The following is a 16,209-nucleotide window of genomic DNA, read 5'->3' as shown; positions in this document are numbered from 1 at the left end:
ACGAGGGAGTCAACCGTGACTGTAACTGCCCAGCCCATTGTGACCGCGGAGCGCGAAAGCGCGCTGCTGGCGTCCGTCCCGACCGGCCTGCTGATAGGCGGCCAGTGGCGTCCGGCCGCGTCCGGGAAGACCTTCGATGTGGAGGATCCGGCCACGGGCAAGGTGCTGCTGAGCATCGCCGACGCGGGGCCCGAGGACGGCGCCGCGGCACTGGATGCCGCGGCCGCGGCACAGGATTCCTGGGCCAAGGTGCCGCCGCGCGAGCGGGGCGAGATCCTGCGCCGGGCCTTCGAGCTGGTGACCGAGCGCGCCGAGGACTTCGCCCTGCTGATGACCCTGGAAATGGGCAAGCCGCTTGCCGAGGCCCGTGGCGAGGTCACCTACGGGGCTGAGTTCCTGCGCTGGTTCTCCGAGGAGGCCGTCCGTGCCTTCGGCCGCTACTCCGTGTCCCCGGACGGCAAGTCCCGGCTTCTGGTGACGAAAAAGCCGGTGGGCCCGTGCCTGCTGATCACCCCCTGGAACTTCCCGCTGGCGATGGCCACCCGCAAGATTGCCCCGGCCGTGGCGGCGGGCTGCACCATGGTGCTCAAGTCCGCCAACCTCACCCCGCTGACCTCGCAGCTGTTCGCAGCCGTGATGATGGAGGCGGGCCTGCCGGCCGGAGTCCTGAACGTCATCCCCACCTCTACCGCGGGCGCAACGACAGGCCCGCTGATCAAGGATGCCCGGCTCCGCAAGCTCTCCTTCACCGGCTCCACCGAAGTCGGCCGCCGCCTGCTCTCCGACGCGTCCGAAAACGTGCTCCGGACCTCGATGGAGCTCGGCGGCAACGCCCCGTTCGTCGTCTTCGAGGACGCCGACGTCGACGCCGCCGTCGGCGGGGCCATGATCGCGAAGCTGCGGAACATGGGCGAGGCCTGCACCGCCGCCAACCGCTTCATCGTCCACGAGTCCGTCGCCGATGAGTTCGCCGCCAAGTTCGCGGCGAAGATGGCGGAGATGACCACTGCACGCGGAACGGAAGCTGACTCCAAGGTCGGCCCGCTCATTGATGCGAAGAGCCGGGACAAGGTCCACGAGCTGGTCAGCGATGCCCTCGCCTCCGGCGCCACAGCCGTAGTCGGCGGCGCCCCGGTGGAAGGTCCCGGCTACTTCTACCAGCCGACCATCCTGAAGGGCGTCAGGGAGGGGACTCGGATCCTGTCCGAAGAGATCTTTGGCCCGGTGGCCCCGATCATCACCTTCAACACCGAGGACGAGGCCGTCCGGCTCGCGAACAACACCGAATACGGTCTCGTGGCCTACGTCTTCACCCGCGATCTGAACCGCGGCATCCGGATGGGCGAACACCTCGAAACCGGCATGCTGGGCCTGAACGCCGGCGTCATTTCCAATGCAGCCGCACCGTTCGGAGGCGTCAAGCAGTCCGGGCTCGGACGTGAAGGCGGTCTCGAAGGCATCGAGGAATACCTGTACACGCAGTACATCGGCATCGCCGATCCCTATGCCGGCTAGGTCCCACGCTGCACTAGATCCCACGCTGCACTAGATCTCACGCAGGCTAGGAAGCCGGCCCAGGGGGCAAGTTCGTTAGTTCGTCGGGGGTCAGGTCCAGCCACGAGCACGCACCGGCAGCCTGACCCCGAGGACCTCAGCGAAAGTGACCACCGGACAGGACATGCCCCGCGCGGGGGCCGGCGCATGGACATATCCCTGTCATGCCCTGTCCCGGGCGCGAAAACTGGGCATGTCCTCCCGGGCGCGAAGAGAAGATTGGGCATGCCCTGTCCCGGGCGCGAAAACTGGACATGTCCTCCTGGGGGCGAAGACTGGGCCTCAACCCCGACGAGCTAACGAAAATGACCGCTAGCTCCGGCTCACACGGCGTACCCGGCGGAACACGTCGCGGGTCCTCAACCAGGAACCCGCGACGCCGCGCCGGGTGCGTTGTGCTGCCCGCGACACGGCGCGGAAGGCTACGGAGATTGACTTGCGCCAGCTCGCCATGACCGACGGCGGTAGCCAGGCCGCACGGAGGCGCACGAGCGGCCGCGCATTGACGCGCAGTGCCGCCTGGACCGCGGCGATCCTGGCGGCAGCCGCGCGGGCGGGGCCGTGGCCGGAGCCGCTGGTGGTCCCGCCTCCGGCGCCGCCAGGGCGGCCGTACTGGTGGTGTTCGAAGTCGCCGGTGAGGGAAACCACGGCCGCGTGACCGGCAGCGTCAGCGCCGTCCGGCTCTCCCAGCGCTGCCGAGGCGCGCAGGCGCGCGCTGAAGTGCCGCGGCGTCTCGCTGGTCTGCGGCGCCACTCCATAGTCCGTTGCGAGATCGCGAAATTCCGCATAGGCCGGCAGCTCAGATCCATCGCCGTCGGATCCGCCGCCCCCTTTCAGGCGCCGGCGCCGGAGGCCGCTGCGCGCCAGCTGGGGGGAGGTCGCCAGCAGCGCCAGCAACAGGAGCGCACCGGCACCATACAGTGCGGGCAGCACCTGGTTGCCCGCATCCGTCGTCGCTTCCCCACCCGGGAGCGGGACCGGCGCGACGCCGGGCAGCGGGGTGGGATTGCCCTCGTCGGGCGGAATCAGGCCGTCGTTGCTTTCGTTGGTGCTGGCGCCGCTGGGAGGGGCGCTTTCCGTGGCGTAGGACGGCACCACCCCGCGGGACGGCGTCGGTTCGAACGGCACCCAGCCCGCGCCCTGGAAGTAGAGCTCCGGCCACGCATGGGCGTCGCGGGCGTCCACCTCGAACTCCGGCAGCGCCCCTTGGCCCGCGATCGACACCGTTCCGCCGGTGGGACGGCCCGGGGCGTAGCCGACGGCAATCCGGCTGGGGATTCCCACCAGCCGGGCCATCACAGCCATGGCCGAGGCGAAGTGGATGCAGTAGCCGCTCTTCTGGGTGAGGAAGTCCGCCAGCACGGAGAGCCCGTTGCCGTCGTAGCCGCCCTGCACGGGGGACTGCAGAGAATACGTGAACTCGGAGGAGCGCAGATACTTCTGGATCGCCATTGCCTTCGCATAGGCAGTCGGGCTGCCGGAGGTCACCGCTTCGGCCGTCGTGCGCACGATCTGCGGAACGTTGTTCGGCGTCCGGAGGAACAGCTCGGGGACTCCCCGGGCCGGGGCGGGTGCCTGGGCCAGCAGATCCGGCGTCAGCTGCGGGGCAACGGAGAGCACCACATACTGCTGGTTCCTGGAATTAGTGTCGACTCCCTTGATACTGAGCGTTGCCGGGTCCCAGCTCCAGCGCCCGGTCAGGCCGTTGACGGCCTCGGGGGCGTAGGGCGCAGGGAGGTAGGGGCTGGTGAACTGGCCGGTGTTGACGGCGGTGACCACCCGGAGCTCCGTCGCGATGGATTCGAGTCCCGAGTCCATCCTTCCGGTGCCCGCCCGGCGGGTATCCTCCCGGTCATCCGGAGCCCAGGAATCGCCGTTGAAGCTGTCCACGGTCACGGACCGGAGGTATGGCGCGGACGGTGCATTCGTGGCAAAGGTGATGCGTGCGTCCCCGGCCGGACTGCGCAGGCTGTTGCCGAGGCTGATCATCGGGTTGAGTCCGGTGGCTGCGCTGAACGGGTTCAACCGCGAGCCCTGGGGAAAGGTGCCCTGGTCAAAGCCGGGGATCACCAGCTGGAGCAGCAGCGTGACGGTCAGCGCCAGGGCTCCGGTCAGCGAGGCCCGCCGGAGCTGTCCGGGATTGCGTGCGGTGTCCGCCCGGGTCCGGGGGTCCGGAGCGAACCACTGGCTGCTGGCCAGGATCATCAGGTAGCCGACGGCGGCGCCCGCGAAGCCGAGCGCGCCGACGCTTTGCGGCTTCACCATCGCCGGGACCACGAGGATGGCCAGGATTCCGAGTCCGCTCGTGGCGGGCAGCGCCAGCGGGAGCGCCAGGGCGTCAACCAGCATCACCAGCAGACCGAGGACGGCGCAGATCAGCAGCACGATTCCGGCGTTGGGGGCCACGGGGGAGCTCTCCGCGAGGACCGTTTCGCTGGCGCGGCGCAGATACCGGCCCAGCTGGGTCATCGTGGCGCCGGAGGGGATGAAACCGATGAAACTGTGCGGGCGGAAGAAGGTGAACGTCAGGATCATGACGAGCGACGCCAGGCCGCCCAGACCCACGAACACACCGCGCCACCGAAGTGCCCGGAGGCCCGCCATGGCCAGCGAGACGATAAAGACCGTTGAAAGCACCGGGGAGTACCAGACCCAACCCCTCAGGACCCCGTTGAGGCCAAGCGCGGCCCCCGCGACGGCCGTGGCGATCGCCAGGGCCATTACCCACGGTTGCGCTCCCACTCGTTCCCGCCGCCGAGGATCGGCCGGGGCAAGGACGGCCGCCTGTCCGCCGGGCCCGGACACGCCGGTGTCTGCGCCGGAGTGACGCTGCGGTATGAGTGTCATGGCCTGGCCCCAACGCCACGCCGCACGTCGGCAGTGCCCGGAGGAGGAACCGCCCCGTCCTGGTCGAAGGCTGTCCAGGCAGCCGGGAGCGCCGTCGAGGCGGAGACGGCCACCGCCCGCCAGCCGCCGCGCCGCAACGCTTCAAGGACCGCGCCGGAGTCCTGCGCCTGCTCCGTGATGACGAGGGCAAAGGCATTGGCCCCGAAGCCGGCCGCCGGGGCCAGATCCCGGGCCTCACTGAGGGAGAGGTTCCCCAGGATGGCCAGGACGGGCCCCCGCAGCCGGTGCGCGGCCAGCTTGTCCATGAGCCGGTCGTCGAACGCTTGCGGCCCGGCCTCGGTTCCGGCGGGAGTCCCGCGCCGGGCAGCATCCTTCGTCTCTCGGCGCGAGTGCTGGGGCCCGCTGAGCTGGATGGCGGCCAGGCTCTCGGCCACGGACTGCAGCCCGGTGGCGCCGATGTATTCCTCGGTCTCGGGTTCGGGGGCTGACGGGGACCGGAGGAAGGCAGGTTCGCCCGCGGCGTCCAGGAAGCGCAGTGCGTAATTGCGTTCGGACAAGTGGGCGCCGATCGACATCGCGGCCGTCACCGCCCATTCGAAGGCCTCGCTCGTGCTGAGTTCATGACCGTCCGCGTCCGCAACTCCGGAGGCATTGGCATGGGAGTGGGCGCCATGCGGGAACGCCGCAAGCCGCTGGTCCAAGATGATGGTCGCCTCCGGGGTCGTGACGAATTCCTCCTGGCGGACCATGAGTTCACCATGACGTGCGGTGGCGGCCCAGTGCACGCGCCGCATAGGATCACCGTGGCGGTATTCGCGGGTCATGACGTCGTCGTCGCTCGGGTTGGCGCGGAGCCTGGTGGCGGTAACGCCGTCGTGGCCGCGGGCGCCGGCCAGGCCTGTCACCGGCAGATCGACGGCGGCCGGAGTCACGGTGAGGGTATCGCCGTCGTCGATCGCGTGACGTTGCACCGAGAGCCCGAAGGGGTCGCTGAATTCGGCCGTGACCGGTCCGATCCGGAACTGGCCGCGTTTCCCGGACCGCAGATGGTATTCGTAACGGCTGGTCCCGCCCGCCGCGGAACGCGCCGGAAAGCGGAAGGCGGGCGATTCCCCGAACCGGGCCGGAAGGTGCTCTTCCATCAGGGCATGTCCGGATCCGGCCCCGATCCGGGCCACGGCCAGGCGGACCGTCGTGGTGGCAGCAGTTTCGACGGTTGACGGGTTGAACTCCCGGTAGACCCGGAACCGTGGCTTGAGGACCCGGGTCCCGGCCAGCGAGAGCAGCGGCAGCACGATCACGAGGATGGCCAGCGCCAGCAGGTCGCGGCGTCCCATCACCTGGGCCGCCAAAAGGAAGACGCCACCTGCCCCCAGCAGGCCCCAGCCGCGGGTGCTGAAGATGTTTCTGGGAAACCGGTCCATCAACGCCACGGCGGGGCCACCCTAGCGGCGAGTCGGCAACTGGGACGCCGGCCCGGCCACCGGGGCGGGGCCCGGCTTCCGGCCGTTGGCGGACGCGGGGGCCGCACCCACCTCGGGAGTGACCGGGATCCTGGCCAGGATGGCCCGGACCACCGTTTGCGGCGTCTCGCCGGTGCTGGCGGCCTTCCGGTCCAGGATGATCCGGTGGGCCAGGACCGGCTCGGCAACGCTGACGACGTCGTCCGGCAGCACAAAATCCCGGCCCGCGAGGGCCGCCGTGGCCTTGGCCGCCCGGAGCAGCTGGAGCAGGGACCGGGGACTGGCGCCGAGCCGGAGCATCCCGCTCTCCCGGGTGGCGCGTCCCAGCGAAACCGTATACTCCTTGATCGACTTTGAGACGTAGACCTGCTGCACGGTGGCAATCATCGCGGCCACGTCACCGGCGGTGACCACAGCCGTCACACGCGTCAGCGGTGACGTCGCCTGATGGGTCTCCAGCATTTCCATCTCGGAGTCCTTGTCCGGATAGCCCATGGAGATCCGCGCCATAAAGCGGTCGCGCTGGGCCTCCGGAAGGGGGTATGTCCCTTCCATCTCGATGGGGTTCTGCGTGGCCACCACCATAAAGGGCTCATCCAGTTTGTAGGACTTGCCGTCCACGGTGACCTGGTGTTCCTCCATGGACTCCAGCAGCGCCGACTGCGTCTTGGCCGAGGCACGGTTGATCTCGTCACCGATGACGATGTTGGCGAACACCGCACCCGGCCGGAACTCGAACGACCGGGAGGCCTGGTTGTAGATGGACACCCCGGTGACATCGGAGGGCAGCAGGTCCGGCGTGAACTGGATCCGGCTCACCGAACAGTCGATGGTGCGGGCCAGCGTCTTGGCCAGCAGGGTCTTGCCGACGCCCGGGACGTCCTCAAGCAGCAGGTGCCCCTGCGCCAGGAGCACGGTCAGAGCCAGTTGTGCGGCATCCGCTTTGCCGTCGATCACGGTGTTGATGGCCTGCAAGATACGCTCGCTGGCGGCGCGAAACTCCTCCGCAACCATGGCTGCGGGCAACCGCGCCGGGCTCCTGGCAGCTGCGTTTCCCTCCACGGCGGAGCCATCCTGGAAGCCCTGGCCTTCAGGGAGAACTTCGTCTACGGAGGTGCGGTGGTAGTCCATCGGCAGCCTTTCAGCCCTGGTGCGTTGCCGGGACGGATCGGCGCGGATTGCCGGGCTCGTCATCGGCTGTTCGCCTGTATTTATAACAGAGTACTAACAGAACTGCCGGGGCTGACAGAGAGTTCCGGGTAAATCTCCGGCACCGGCCGGGACACGAATTAACCCGCCCCGGTTAACCCGCAGGTTAAGCCTGCCGGTAAGCGAGCCCGTTAAGCCGGCCCGCGGCTCCCGGTTAAGGTAGACGGATGCGCAAACCCCTCACTCCGGCCCCCTTCCGCGCCCCGGGCAGCGACGGTGCCGGCCGGCAAGGATACCCGCCCGCGCCGGAACCCCTTCCGGTCCCGGTCATGGACAACCACACCCATCTGGACTTCCCCGACGCCGAACTGACGGTCAGCGTCACGGACGCCCTGGACGCGGCCGAGGCGGTCGGGGTCCAGGGTGCCGTGCAGGTGGGATGCGACCTCGAATCCTCCCGGTTCACCGTCCGGGCCGTGGAGCTGGACGCACGGCTGCTGGGCGCCGTCGCGCTCCATCCCAACGACGCGCCCCGCTACGCCGCGCGCGGTGGGCTCGAGGACGCGCTCGCCGAGATCGAGGCACTGGCTTCGCACCCGCGGATCCGTGCCATCGGGGAGACGGGCCTGGACTTTTTCCGCACCGAGGGCGAGGGGCTGGCCCACCAGCGGTACTCCTTCCGCCGGCACATCGACATCGCCAAGCGGCTCGGACTCACCCTGCAGATCCACGACCGGGACGCCCACGAGGACGTGGTGCAGGTGCTGCGCGAGGAAGGCGCACCCGAGCGGGTGGTCTTCCACTGTTTTTCGGGCGGGGAGCCGCTGGCCAGGATCTGCAATGACGAAGGCTGGTACATGTCCTTCGCGGGGACCGTGACGTTCAAGAACGCGGTGAATCTGCGCGACGCCCTGGCGATCGCGGAGCCGGAGCGGATCCTCGTCGAAACCGACGCCCCCTTCCTCACGCCGCACCCGCACCGCGGCCGCCCCAATGCCAGCTACATGGTGCCGTACACGGTCCGGGCCATGGCGGAATTGACTGGAAGCGAGCTCTCGGAGCTCTGCACCCAAATCAGCGAAAATACCGTGCGGGCATACGGATCTTGGGCCTGAAAGTGCCGCCCGTCGCGGGCCTTCGAGCATACCTGGTATGCATAAAATCTTGGTGGGTTTATAACGCTACGGTTACAGTGGTCAACTATTAGCCGGGGTCGGGGAAGGCCTCCGGAAAATTTCACTCCTGCAGGGCGTGCATTGTGGCCAAGGAGCCACATGCGCGCTCTTGCTTGTGAGTGTGGCAGTGCACACATCTGCCGCGAACAGCCGGACCCGTTCCGGAGCTGCCCCTGGGGTGTTTGCGGCGGCTGATCCTGTGCGCTTTTCCCCGTGCCCGGATGGTCCAAGAGATACGGGCAATCGTGGTCAAGTTCTTCACTTCGGACGGCAAGTTCAGCTTCGTCAAGGTCGGCACGCAACTCGTGGTGCTTGTGGCACTCGTGCTCGGCCTTGTGGCCTTCGTCGGCAACAACAAGACAGTCACGCTCAACGTCGACGGAAAAGTCAGCTCCGTGCAGACATTCGGCGGCACCGTCGGCCAGGTCGTCAAGGGCGCCAAGGTTGAACTGCAGCCGTCCGACAGGGTGTCGCCCTCGGCGGACGCCCATGTGCAGGACGGATCGGTCATCAACGTCAACCTCGCCAAGGCCGTCAAGGTCAGCCTGGACGGTGCCGAGCGGACCATCAACACCACCTCGCCCACCGTCGAGGGCCTCGTGACGGAACTCGGGGTCGCCAGCGCCTCGGAAGTGTCCGTCCCGAAGGACGCCCAGCTGTCCGTCTCCGGCTCCTTCGTGGCCATCTCGACGCCGAAGACGGTCAGCATCGTCGCGGACGGCAAGGCCGCCCAGACCACCACGACGGCAGCCACCGTCTCCCAGCTCCTCGCTGCCGCGGGCCTGTCCCTCGGCGCCAGCGACCGGAGCTCACAGCCCGGCAACGCACCGGTCGTCAATGACATGGTGGTCAAGGTCTCCCGCGTCGACGTCAGCAAGACGGCGGACGTAACCGAGCCCGTGCCGTTCGAGACCCTCACCACCGAAAGCGCGGAGATGCTCAAGGGCGAGAAGGACGTGACGCAGGCAGGCGTGGCGGGCGCCAAGAGCAAGAGCTTCAAGCTGGTCCTCGTGGACGGCCGGGAAGCGTCCCGGACCCTCGTGTCAGAGTCAGTCAGCGTCCCGCCGGTCACCGAGAAGGTCACGGTCGGCACCAAGGAAAAGCCCAAGCCCGCGTCCCAGGCTGGCAACACCGGTGCGGCAGCCCCGGGGATGATGAACGAAGCCATGTGGAACAAGATCGCCCAGTGCGAGTCCACCGGCAACTGGTCGATCAACAACGGCAACGGCTACTACGGCGGCCTGCAGTTCGACGTCCGGACCTGGCTCAGTGCCGGCGGCGGAGCGTACGCCCCCAACGCCAGCCTTGCCTCCAAGGCCCAGCAGATCGACATCGCCAACCGGATATACGCACAGCGTGGCCTGCAGCCGTGGGGCTGCGGCTGGGCCGCCTCCCGCTAAGACCTCCCCCTCAGACTGGCAGCTCCGGCTGACAGCACATGATTCACAACGGCTGCCGCAGCGTCTGACCACGGCTGCGACTCCCGGCAAAGGCCGGGTCCGGTACTCGGCGGGTTCTAGCGGTCGTTGCAACACCCAGAATTTTTGGGAGTTGCAACGACCGTGTTGTCTTTAACGAAAGAAGCTGCCAGCCGGAGGAAATACACGCCGGAGCAGAAGGCTCAGTTCTTTTCGGTGTTGGACCGGTGTGGGAGTGTGAGCGAGGCCGCGGCGGAGCTCGGCTTCAATCAGATGACGTGCTACCAATGGGTCCATAAATCTCGGCTCCCTGAGCGGGTCCCACGGGATCGGGAAGCTGACCAGAGAAAATACACGCCTGCACAGAAGGCTGAGTTCTTCGTCGTGTTCGACCGCGTCAAGAGCACGACGCAGGCCGCACGGGAGTTGGGACTGAATCCCGCAACGCGTGCCGGTTTGGGTCCGTAAAGCGGGGCTGAAAAGCTATGGCAAAACGGGGACGGGTCCTCACCCAGGGCGGGATGAGTACTTCCGGCTGCGCAAGACCGGCGTGAGTCGGCGGAAAGCTGGCGCAGCGGTCGGGATACATCTCCGGACCGCCGAAGAGTGGGACCAGGGAATCCGTAAGTCCGGCGGCCGACGCATTTACCCGGATGGCCGAATCGTCGACTACAAACGTGGTGTGACCACCATGACCCCTCCCGCCGGCACGACCGGAACGACCCTGGTCCCCGTACCGGTATCAGCGCTGGAGAAATCTATCGATCCGCGGTTCCTGACCGTGCAGGAACCGGAGCTGATCCGGGACCTGCACGCCGCCGGCACTTCGATCAGGGCGATCGCCCACGCCCTGGGACGATCGCCCTCAACTATCAGCCGCGAGCTGGGCCGAAATACCGATCCCCGGATGGGGTACCTGCCCCCCGGGGCTCATCGGAAGGCTGCTGCCCGGCGGGCGCGGCCCAAGACGGCCAAGCTCGCTGGCGACTCGGACCTGCGCGACTACGTGAAGGACAAGCTGCTCATACGCTGGTCTCCGGAGCAGATCAGCCACACGCTGGTCGAAGAGTTCCCCGACAAACCGGAGATGCGTGTGAGCCCAGAGACGATTTATCAAGCCCTTTACGTCCAGGCCAGAGGCGGACTCAAACGCGAGATACAGGCAGCGCTGCGCACCGGCCGGACCCGCCGCAAACCCCACCGCACCGGCGAGCTGCGCACCCCCCGGTTCGTGGACCCGATGGTCATGATTTCCGAGCGCCCGCCCGAGATCGAGGACCGCGCCGTGCCAGGCCACTGGGAAGGGGACCTCATCACCGGCGCCTACAACCAGTCAGCGATCGCGACCCTGGTCGAACGCACCACCCGCTACGTGATGCTCGTCCACCTGCCACATGACCACACCGCCGAAACAGTCCGCGACGGACTCGTCAAGACCATGGCCACCCTGCCGGAGCACCTGCGAGGCTCCCTGACCTGGGACCAGGGCGCGGAAATGGCCACCCACCGATCATTCACCCTTGCCACCGACATGCCCGTCTATTTCTGCGATCCCGCCAGCCCCTGGCAACGCGGCTCGAACGAGAACACCAACGGGCTGCTGCGCCAGTACTTCCCCAAAGGCACCGACTTGTCCGTCTACGGGCCTGAAGACCTCGAACACGTCGCGCAGGAACTCAACGGACGCCCACGCAAAACGCTCGGCTGGAATACTCCAGCCGAGCGTTTACGTGATTTACTACTAACCACCTAACCAACAGGTGTTGCAACGACCCCTAGAATCCAAGCTCCGGACCCGGCCTTTGTGCTGCCGGGCGACCGTCGCGGGCCCCGGGGGCTGCGCGCGGGCCGCCCGGGGCTGCGACCGGGGGACCGGCGCCGGGCACCCGGCTGCCCGGCGGGCGCAGCGGACTCAAGCCGGCGGGATAGGATACCTAGGTGACTGAACCGACCCCCTCCGTGCCTGCCAACGTGGCCGGAACCGAGCGCGCCAGCGCGTCCGGAACCGTGCCCGGAACCAAGCCTGCACCCCTCATGGGTGCCTCCGACATCCGCCGGCTGGCCGAGGAAATCGGGGTGCGTCCCACCAAGACCCTGGGCCAGAACTTCGTCATTGACGGCAACACCATCCGCCGGATCGTGGCAGCCGCGGACATCCACCCGGACGAGACCGTGCTGGAGGTGGGACCCGGGCTGGGCTCGCTCACGCTCGGCCTGCTCGACGCCGCCCGCGCCGTCGTAGCCGTCGAAATCGACCCGGTCCTCGCCGCGAAGCTTCCCGCCACCGTGAGCCAGTGGCGCCCCGAGGCCGTGGAGAACTTCCACCTGGTCCTCGCCGACGCCATGAGGGTCACGGAGCTGCCCGTGGAGCCGACGGCGCTCGTGGCCAACCTTCCCTACAACGTTGCCGTCCCGGTGGTCCTGCATCTGCTGCAGCATTTCCCCAGCCTCCGGCACGGACTCGTCATGGTCCAGGACGAGGTTGCCGACCGGCTCGCGGCCGGACCCGGCTCCAAGACCTATGGCGTGCCGTCCGTCAAAGCGGCCTGGTACAGCAGCATGCGCAAGGCCGGCGTGATCGGGATGAACGTCTTCTGGCCCGCGCCCAAAATCCACTCCGGCCTCGTCGCCTTCACGCGCAGGGAGCCGCCGGTCACCACGGCGACCCGGGAACAGGTCTTCGCCGTGATCGACGCAGCCTTCGCCCAGCGCCGCAAGACCCTGCGCGCGGCGCTGGCGGGCTGGGCCGGAAGCGCGGCCGAGGCCGAGCGTTGCCTGCGGGCGGCCGGCGTCGACCCCACCGCCCGCGGCGAAGTGATCGACATCGCGGCGTTTTCCCGGATTGCCGAAGCGCGCGCTCGGCCCGAGGCCTGAATACGCCGCCTGAATCCCCGGACGGCCCCTGGGCGGACGCGATGTATTCGGTCAACGCTTGGAGCCTGGCACTGCCATGCCATAGCGTGGAGCCATGAACGCAGTGAGAGGGCGCTTTGCCGCGAGGACCGTCCGGGTCAAGGCTCCCGGCAAGGTAAACGTCTCACTCGACGTCGGACCCCGGCGCGGTGACGGCTACCACTCCGTCGCCAGCGTGTACCTCGCCGTGTCCCTCTACGAAGAGGTCGCCGCCACCAGCACAGACACCGGCGAGATCACGGTCAGCCTCAGTCCGGCAAGCACGCTGGACCTCGACGGCGTCGACATTCCACTCGATAAGCGCAACCTGGCCTATCAGGCCGCCGCCATCATGACCGATGTCTCGGAGCACTCCACCGGGGTACACCTCGAAATCACGAAGCGCGTTCCCGTGGCGGGCGGCATGGGCGGCGGCTCGGCCGACGCCGCCGCCACCCTGCTCGCCTGCGACGCGCTGTGGAACAGCGGGCTCTCCCGCGATGAGCTGGCGCACCTGGCCGCTGAACTCGGCGCCGACGTGCCGTTTTCCCTGCTTGGCGGCACGGCCGTGGGACTGGGCCTGGGCGACGACCTGTCCCCGGCCCTGGTCAAGGCCCAGACGGACTGGGTGCTCGTCACTGCCGATTTCGGCCTGCCCACCCCGGAGGTCTACCGGACCCTGGACCGGCTGCGCGCGGCGGAAGGACTTGTCGCGGAGGAACCCACGGCCGTGGACGCCATGATCCTCAAGGCGCTGCGCAGCGGAGACGCGGATGCCCTCAGCCGGGTCCTGGTCAATGACCTCCAGCGGGCCTCCATCGAGCTGGCGCCGGAGCTCCGGGACACCCTGGGGCTCGGCGAATCGTGCGGCGCAATCGCCGGCATCGTTTCGGGCTCCGGACCCACCGTGGCCTTCCTCGCGCACAGTCCCGCGGCCGCAGCCGGCCTGGCCGAGGACCTGCGCCACCATGGCCTCGAGGCCATGGCCGTCCACGGCCCGGTTCACGGGGCACGCATCATCTCCGATACGCTCCTTTAATAACTACACTGGCTTCGGTGCCATCCGCATGATCTTTTTCGCTTGACCATATTCTTATCTAGGAAAGCAGTTCCCAGTGGCACACCTGCTCGGCGGCGAGAACCTCACGGTCTCGTATGCAACCCGTACCGTCCTCGATGGCATTACCCTCGGCCTTGAAGAGGGCGACCGGATCGGCATGGTGGGCCGCAACGGCGACGGCAAGTCGACCCTCATGCGGCTGCTGGCCATGCGCGCCACGCCGGACTCCGGCCGGGTGACTAAACGCAGCGAGGTCAACACCGGCTACCTGGACCAAAGCGATGTGCTCGACGGCGACCTCACCGTCGGCGCCGCGATCGTAGGGGATCAGGCCGACTATGAATGGGCCCGCAACCCCCAGATCCGCGAAGTCATGGGCGGACTGGTGTCCGACGTCGACTGGCACGCCAACGTCCACGCGCTCTCCGGCGGGCAGAAACGGCGGGTGGCGCTGGCCAAGCTGCTGATCGAGGACCACGACGTCATCATGCTCGACGAGCCCACCAACCACCTCGACGTCGAAGGCGTCGCGTGGCTGTCCCGGCACCTGAAGACCCGCTGGCGGGCCAACCAGGGCGCCTTCCTCGTGGTCACCCACGACCGCTGGTTCCTGGACGAAGTCTGCACCAAGACCTGGGAAATCCACGACGGCATCATGGACCCGTTCGACGGCGGCTACGCCGCCTATGTGCTGGCCCGCGCCGAACGTGACCGCTCCGCTTCCGTGGTGGAAAGCAAGCGCCAGCAGCTCGTGAAGAAGGAGCTGGCCTGGCTGCGCCGCGGCGCCCCGGCCCGCACCGCCAAGCCGAAGTTCCGGATCGAGGCCGCGAACGAACTGATCGCCGACGTCCCCGAGCCGCGCGACTCGATGGCGCTGAGCAAGATGGCCACGGCCCGTCTGGGCAAGGATGTGCTGGACCTTGAGAACGTCTCGCTGGACTTTCTGGGCGGCGAACCCGGCCAGAAGCTCTTCGACAACATCACCCTGCGGCTTGCGCCCGGTGAACGGCTGGGGCTCGTGGGCGTCAACGGCGCCGGCAAGACCACCCTGCTGAAGCTGCTCAACGGAGAGATCCAGCCCACCTCCGGCAAGGTCAAGCGCGGCAAGACAGTCGTCACCGCGGTCCTCACGCAGGAGGTCAAGGAACTCGACGACGTCTCGGACCTGCGCGTCATCGAGGTGATCGAGCGCGAAAAGCGGTCCTTCAACGTTGGCGGCAAGGAATTCAGTGCGGGCCAGCTCGTGGAACAGCTCGGCTTCACCAACGAGAAGCAGTGGACCCCGGTCAGGGATCTCTCCGGTGGCGAACGCCGGCGCCTCCAGCTCCTGCGCCTGCTCGTGGGGGAGCCGAACGTGCTGATGCTGGATGAGCCGACCAACGACCTCGACACCGACACCCTTGCCGCCGTCGAGGACGTGCTCGACGGCTGGCCCGGCACGCTGGTCGTCGTCAGCCACGACCGCTACCTGCTGGAGCGCGTCACGGACCACCAGATGGCCCTGCTGGGCGACGGCAAGATCCGTGCGCTGCCGCGCGGCGTGGACCAGTACCTCGAGCTGCGGGAAGGGGCCCTCGCCGGCTCCACGATCACCGGCGGCGGCAACCCCGTCATCGCCGCCAGCGGAGGCGCGGCCCCCGCGGTCGCCGGCCCCTCCGAAGCCGAGAAGCGCGACGCCCGCAAGGCCAAGAACCGGATTGACCGCCAGCTGGGCAAGCTCAAGCAGCAGGAAGACAAGCTCCACGCCCAGATGACCGCCGCCGCCGCCGACGCCTCGGCCGCCGGACAGCTCGCCGAATTGAACAAGAAGCTCAAGGACCTCGCCGGAGAACGCGAAGCCCTCGAACTCGAATGGCTGGGAGCCCTCGAAATCCTCGGGGAGTAATCTCCTGGCGACCCGGATGGGACATGCCCAGTGTGTTGCGGCACGGCGGAGTGCTCGACACCTTCGTGCAGGCTGTTCAATAGCCTCGGTGCCGGCTAAGGGCGAACATGTCCCTCGGTGCGCGACAGGAATGGACATGCTCCTCGGAGAGCCGAAATCCCGGAGGACATGTCCCGCGGTGCAGGCCAAGGATGGGCATGATGGCGTTATGCCCATTCCTCGGCACCGGGGATGGACATGTCCCGCGGAGTGCTCGACACCTTCGTGCAGGCTGCTCAATAGCCTCGGTGCTGGCCCAGGGGCGAACTTGTCCCTCGGTGCGCGCCAGGAATGGACATGCTCCTCGGAGAGCCGAAATCCCTGAGGACATGTCCCGTGGCGCAGGCCAAGGATGGGCATGATGGCGTTATGCCCATTCCTCGGGCCCAGGGATGGACATGTCCCGCGGAGTGCTCGACACCTTCGTGCAGGCTGCTCAATAGCCTCGGTGCCGGCTAAGGGCGAACATGTCCCTCGGTGCGCGACAGGAATGGACATGCTCCTCGGAGAGCCGAAATCCCGGAGGACATGTCCCGCGGCGCAGGCCAAGGATGGGCATGATGGCGTTATGTCCATTCCTCGGGGCCAGGGGAGGGCATGTCCCGAAGCGCGCCGAAGACTCTCTGTCCCGCGGCACCAAGCGAGCCCCGCACCGGGCCGGGGACAGCGCTGGCCTGCCGCCCCCACCGGATGCCCTTAGTGCGCTTGCTCACAGCACCGTCATGCC

11 protein-coding genes are annotated in these 16,209 nt (G+C 67.9%); 8 read left to right on the top strand and 3 right to left on the bottom strand.

Annotation, left to right across the window (positions count from 1 at the left end; genetic code table 11):
• Positions 1–15 precede the first annotated feature (15 nt).
• Positions 16–1,515 carry an NAD-dependent succinate-semialdehyde dehydrogenase gene (locus tag ABIB26_RS10880; RefSeq protein ID WP_354242525.1) on the top strand — a complete coding sequence of 500 codons (1,500 nt, stop codon included), beginning with the start codon at positions 16–18 and terminating at the stop codon, positions 1,513–1,515.
• A gap of 351 nt (positions 1,516–1,866) precedes the next feature.
• Here the strand turns inward: ABIB26_RS10880 and ABIB26_RS10875 are convergent, their stop codons facing one another.
• Genes ABIB26_RS10875 through ABIB26_RS10865 form a run of 3 tightly spaced genes read right to left on the bottom strand, consistent with a single transcriptional unit; the run spans position 1,867 to position 6,995 of the window.
• Entirely contained in the window at positions 1,867–4,401 is a 2,535-nt protein-coding gene (locus tag ABIB26_RS10875) for a transglutaminase TgpA family protein (protein ID WP_354242523.1), read from the bottom strand.
• Complete coding sequence (locus tag ABIB26_RS10870; protein WP_354242520.1) at positions 4,398–5,834, bottom strand: DUF58 domain-containing protein; 1,437 nt, start codon at positions 5,832–5,834, stop codon at positions 4,398–4,400. The genes ABIB26_RS10875 and ABIB26_RS10870 overlap by 4 nt, the downstream gene beginning before the upstream one ends.
• A gap of 12 nt (positions 5,835–5,846) precedes the next feature.
• Positions 5,847–6,995: an AAA family ATPase gene (locus tag ABIB26_RS10865; RefSeq protein WP_354242862.1), complete on the bottom strand. Its 1,149-nt coding sequence runs from the start codon at positions 6,993–6,995 to the stop codon at positions 5,847–5,849.
• A 245-nt stretch (positions 6,996–7,240) separates the two neighbouring features.
• Between ABIB26_RS10865 and ABIB26_RS10860 the strand changes: the two genes are divergently transcribed.
• The 7 genes from ABIB26_RS10860 (at position 7,241) to ABIB26_RS10830 (ending at position 15,443) form a co-directional block, all read left to right on the top strand.
• Positions 7,241–8,128 (top strand): TatD family hydrolase, encoded by an 888-nt coding sequence (locus ABIB26_RS10860; protein ID WP_354242518.1) that lies wholly within the window; start codon positions 7,241–7,243, stop codon positions 8,126–8,128.
• A gap of 305 nt (positions 8,129–8,433) precedes the next feature.
• Positions 8,434–9,588: a resuscitation-promoting factor gene (locus ABIB26_RS10855; protein WP_354242515.1), complete on the top strand. Its 1,155-nt coding sequence runs from the start codon at positions 8,434–8,436 to the stop codon at positions 9,586–9,588.
• Positions 9,589–9,750: 162 nt separating this feature from the next.
• A complete protein-coding gene (locus ABIB26_RS10850) occupies positions 9,751–10,074 on the top strand; it encodes a transposase (RefSeq protein WP_354242859.1) in 324 nt (107 codons plus the stop codon).
• Between the two features lie 82 nt (positions 10,075–10,156).
• Positions 10,157–11,359 carry an IS30 family transposase gene (locus tag ABIB26_RS10845; protein WP_354242512.1) on the top strand — a complete coding sequence of 401 codons (1,203 nt, stop codon included), beginning with the start codon at positions 10,157–10,159 and terminating at the stop codon, positions 11,357–11,359.
• A gap of 281 nt (positions 11,360–11,640) precedes the next feature.
• Positions 11,641–12,480 (top strand): 16S rRNA (adenine(1518)-N(6)/adenine(1519)-N(6))-dimethyltransferase RsmA, encoded by an 840-nt coding sequence (gene rsmA, locus ABIB26_RS10840; protein ID WP_354242856.1) that lies wholly within the window; start codon positions 11,641–11,643, stop codon positions 12,478–12,480.
• 94 nt (positions 12,481–12,574) lie between these two features.
• Positions 12,575–13,537 carry a 4-(cytidine 5'-diphospho)-2-C-methyl-D-erythritol kinase gene (locus ABIB26_RS10835; protein WP_354242509.1) on the top strand — a complete coding sequence of 321 codons (963 nt, stop codon included), beginning with the start codon at positions 12,575–12,577 and terminating at the stop codon, positions 13,535–13,537.
• A gap of 76 nt (positions 13,538–13,613) precedes the next feature.
• The gene (locus tag ABIB26_RS10830; protein WP_354242506.1) at positions 13,614–15,443 is read left to right on the top strand and encodes an ABC-F family ATP-binding cassette domain-containing protein; all 1,830 of its coding nucleotides are present in this window, start codon (positions 13,614–13,616) and stop codon (positions 15,441–15,443) included.
• The last annotated feature ends 766 nt before the right edge of the window (positions 15,444–16,209 follow it).

Origin of the sequence: Arthrobacter sp. UYEF20 (genome assembly GCF_040546335.1) — a bacterium.
In the GTDB taxonomy this organism is placed as follows: Bacteria; Actinomycetota; Actinomycetes; order Actinomycetales; family Micrococcaceae; genus Arthrobacter.
The sequence above is the reverse complement of the archived record's forward strand: the minus strand, read 5'-3'. Positions and strand labels throughout refer to the sequence as shown.

Excerpts from the sequence above, each read along its gene's own strand:
- ABIB26_RS10860 (WP_354242518.1), top strand. The coding sequence starts at position 7,241 with ATGCGCAAACCCCTCACTCCGGCCCCCTTCCGCGCCCCGGGCAGCGAC.
- rsmA (WP_354242856.1), top strand. The coding sequence starts at position 11,641 with ATGGGTGCCTCCGACATCCGCCGGCTGGCCGAGGAAATCGGGGTGCGT.
- ABIB26_RS10875 (WP_354242523.1), bottom strand. The coding sequence starts at position 4,401 with ATGACACTCATACCGCAGCGTCACTCCGGCGCAGACACCGGCGTGTCC.
- ABIB26_RS10865 (WP_354242862.1), bottom strand. The coding sequence starts at position 6,995 with ATGGACTACCACCGCACCTCCGTAGACGAAGTTCTCCCTGAAGGCCAG.
- ABIB26_RS10835 (WP_354242509.1), top strand. The coding sequence starts at position 12,575 with ATGAACGCAGTGAGAGGGCGCTTTGCCGCGAGGACCGTCCGGGTCAAG.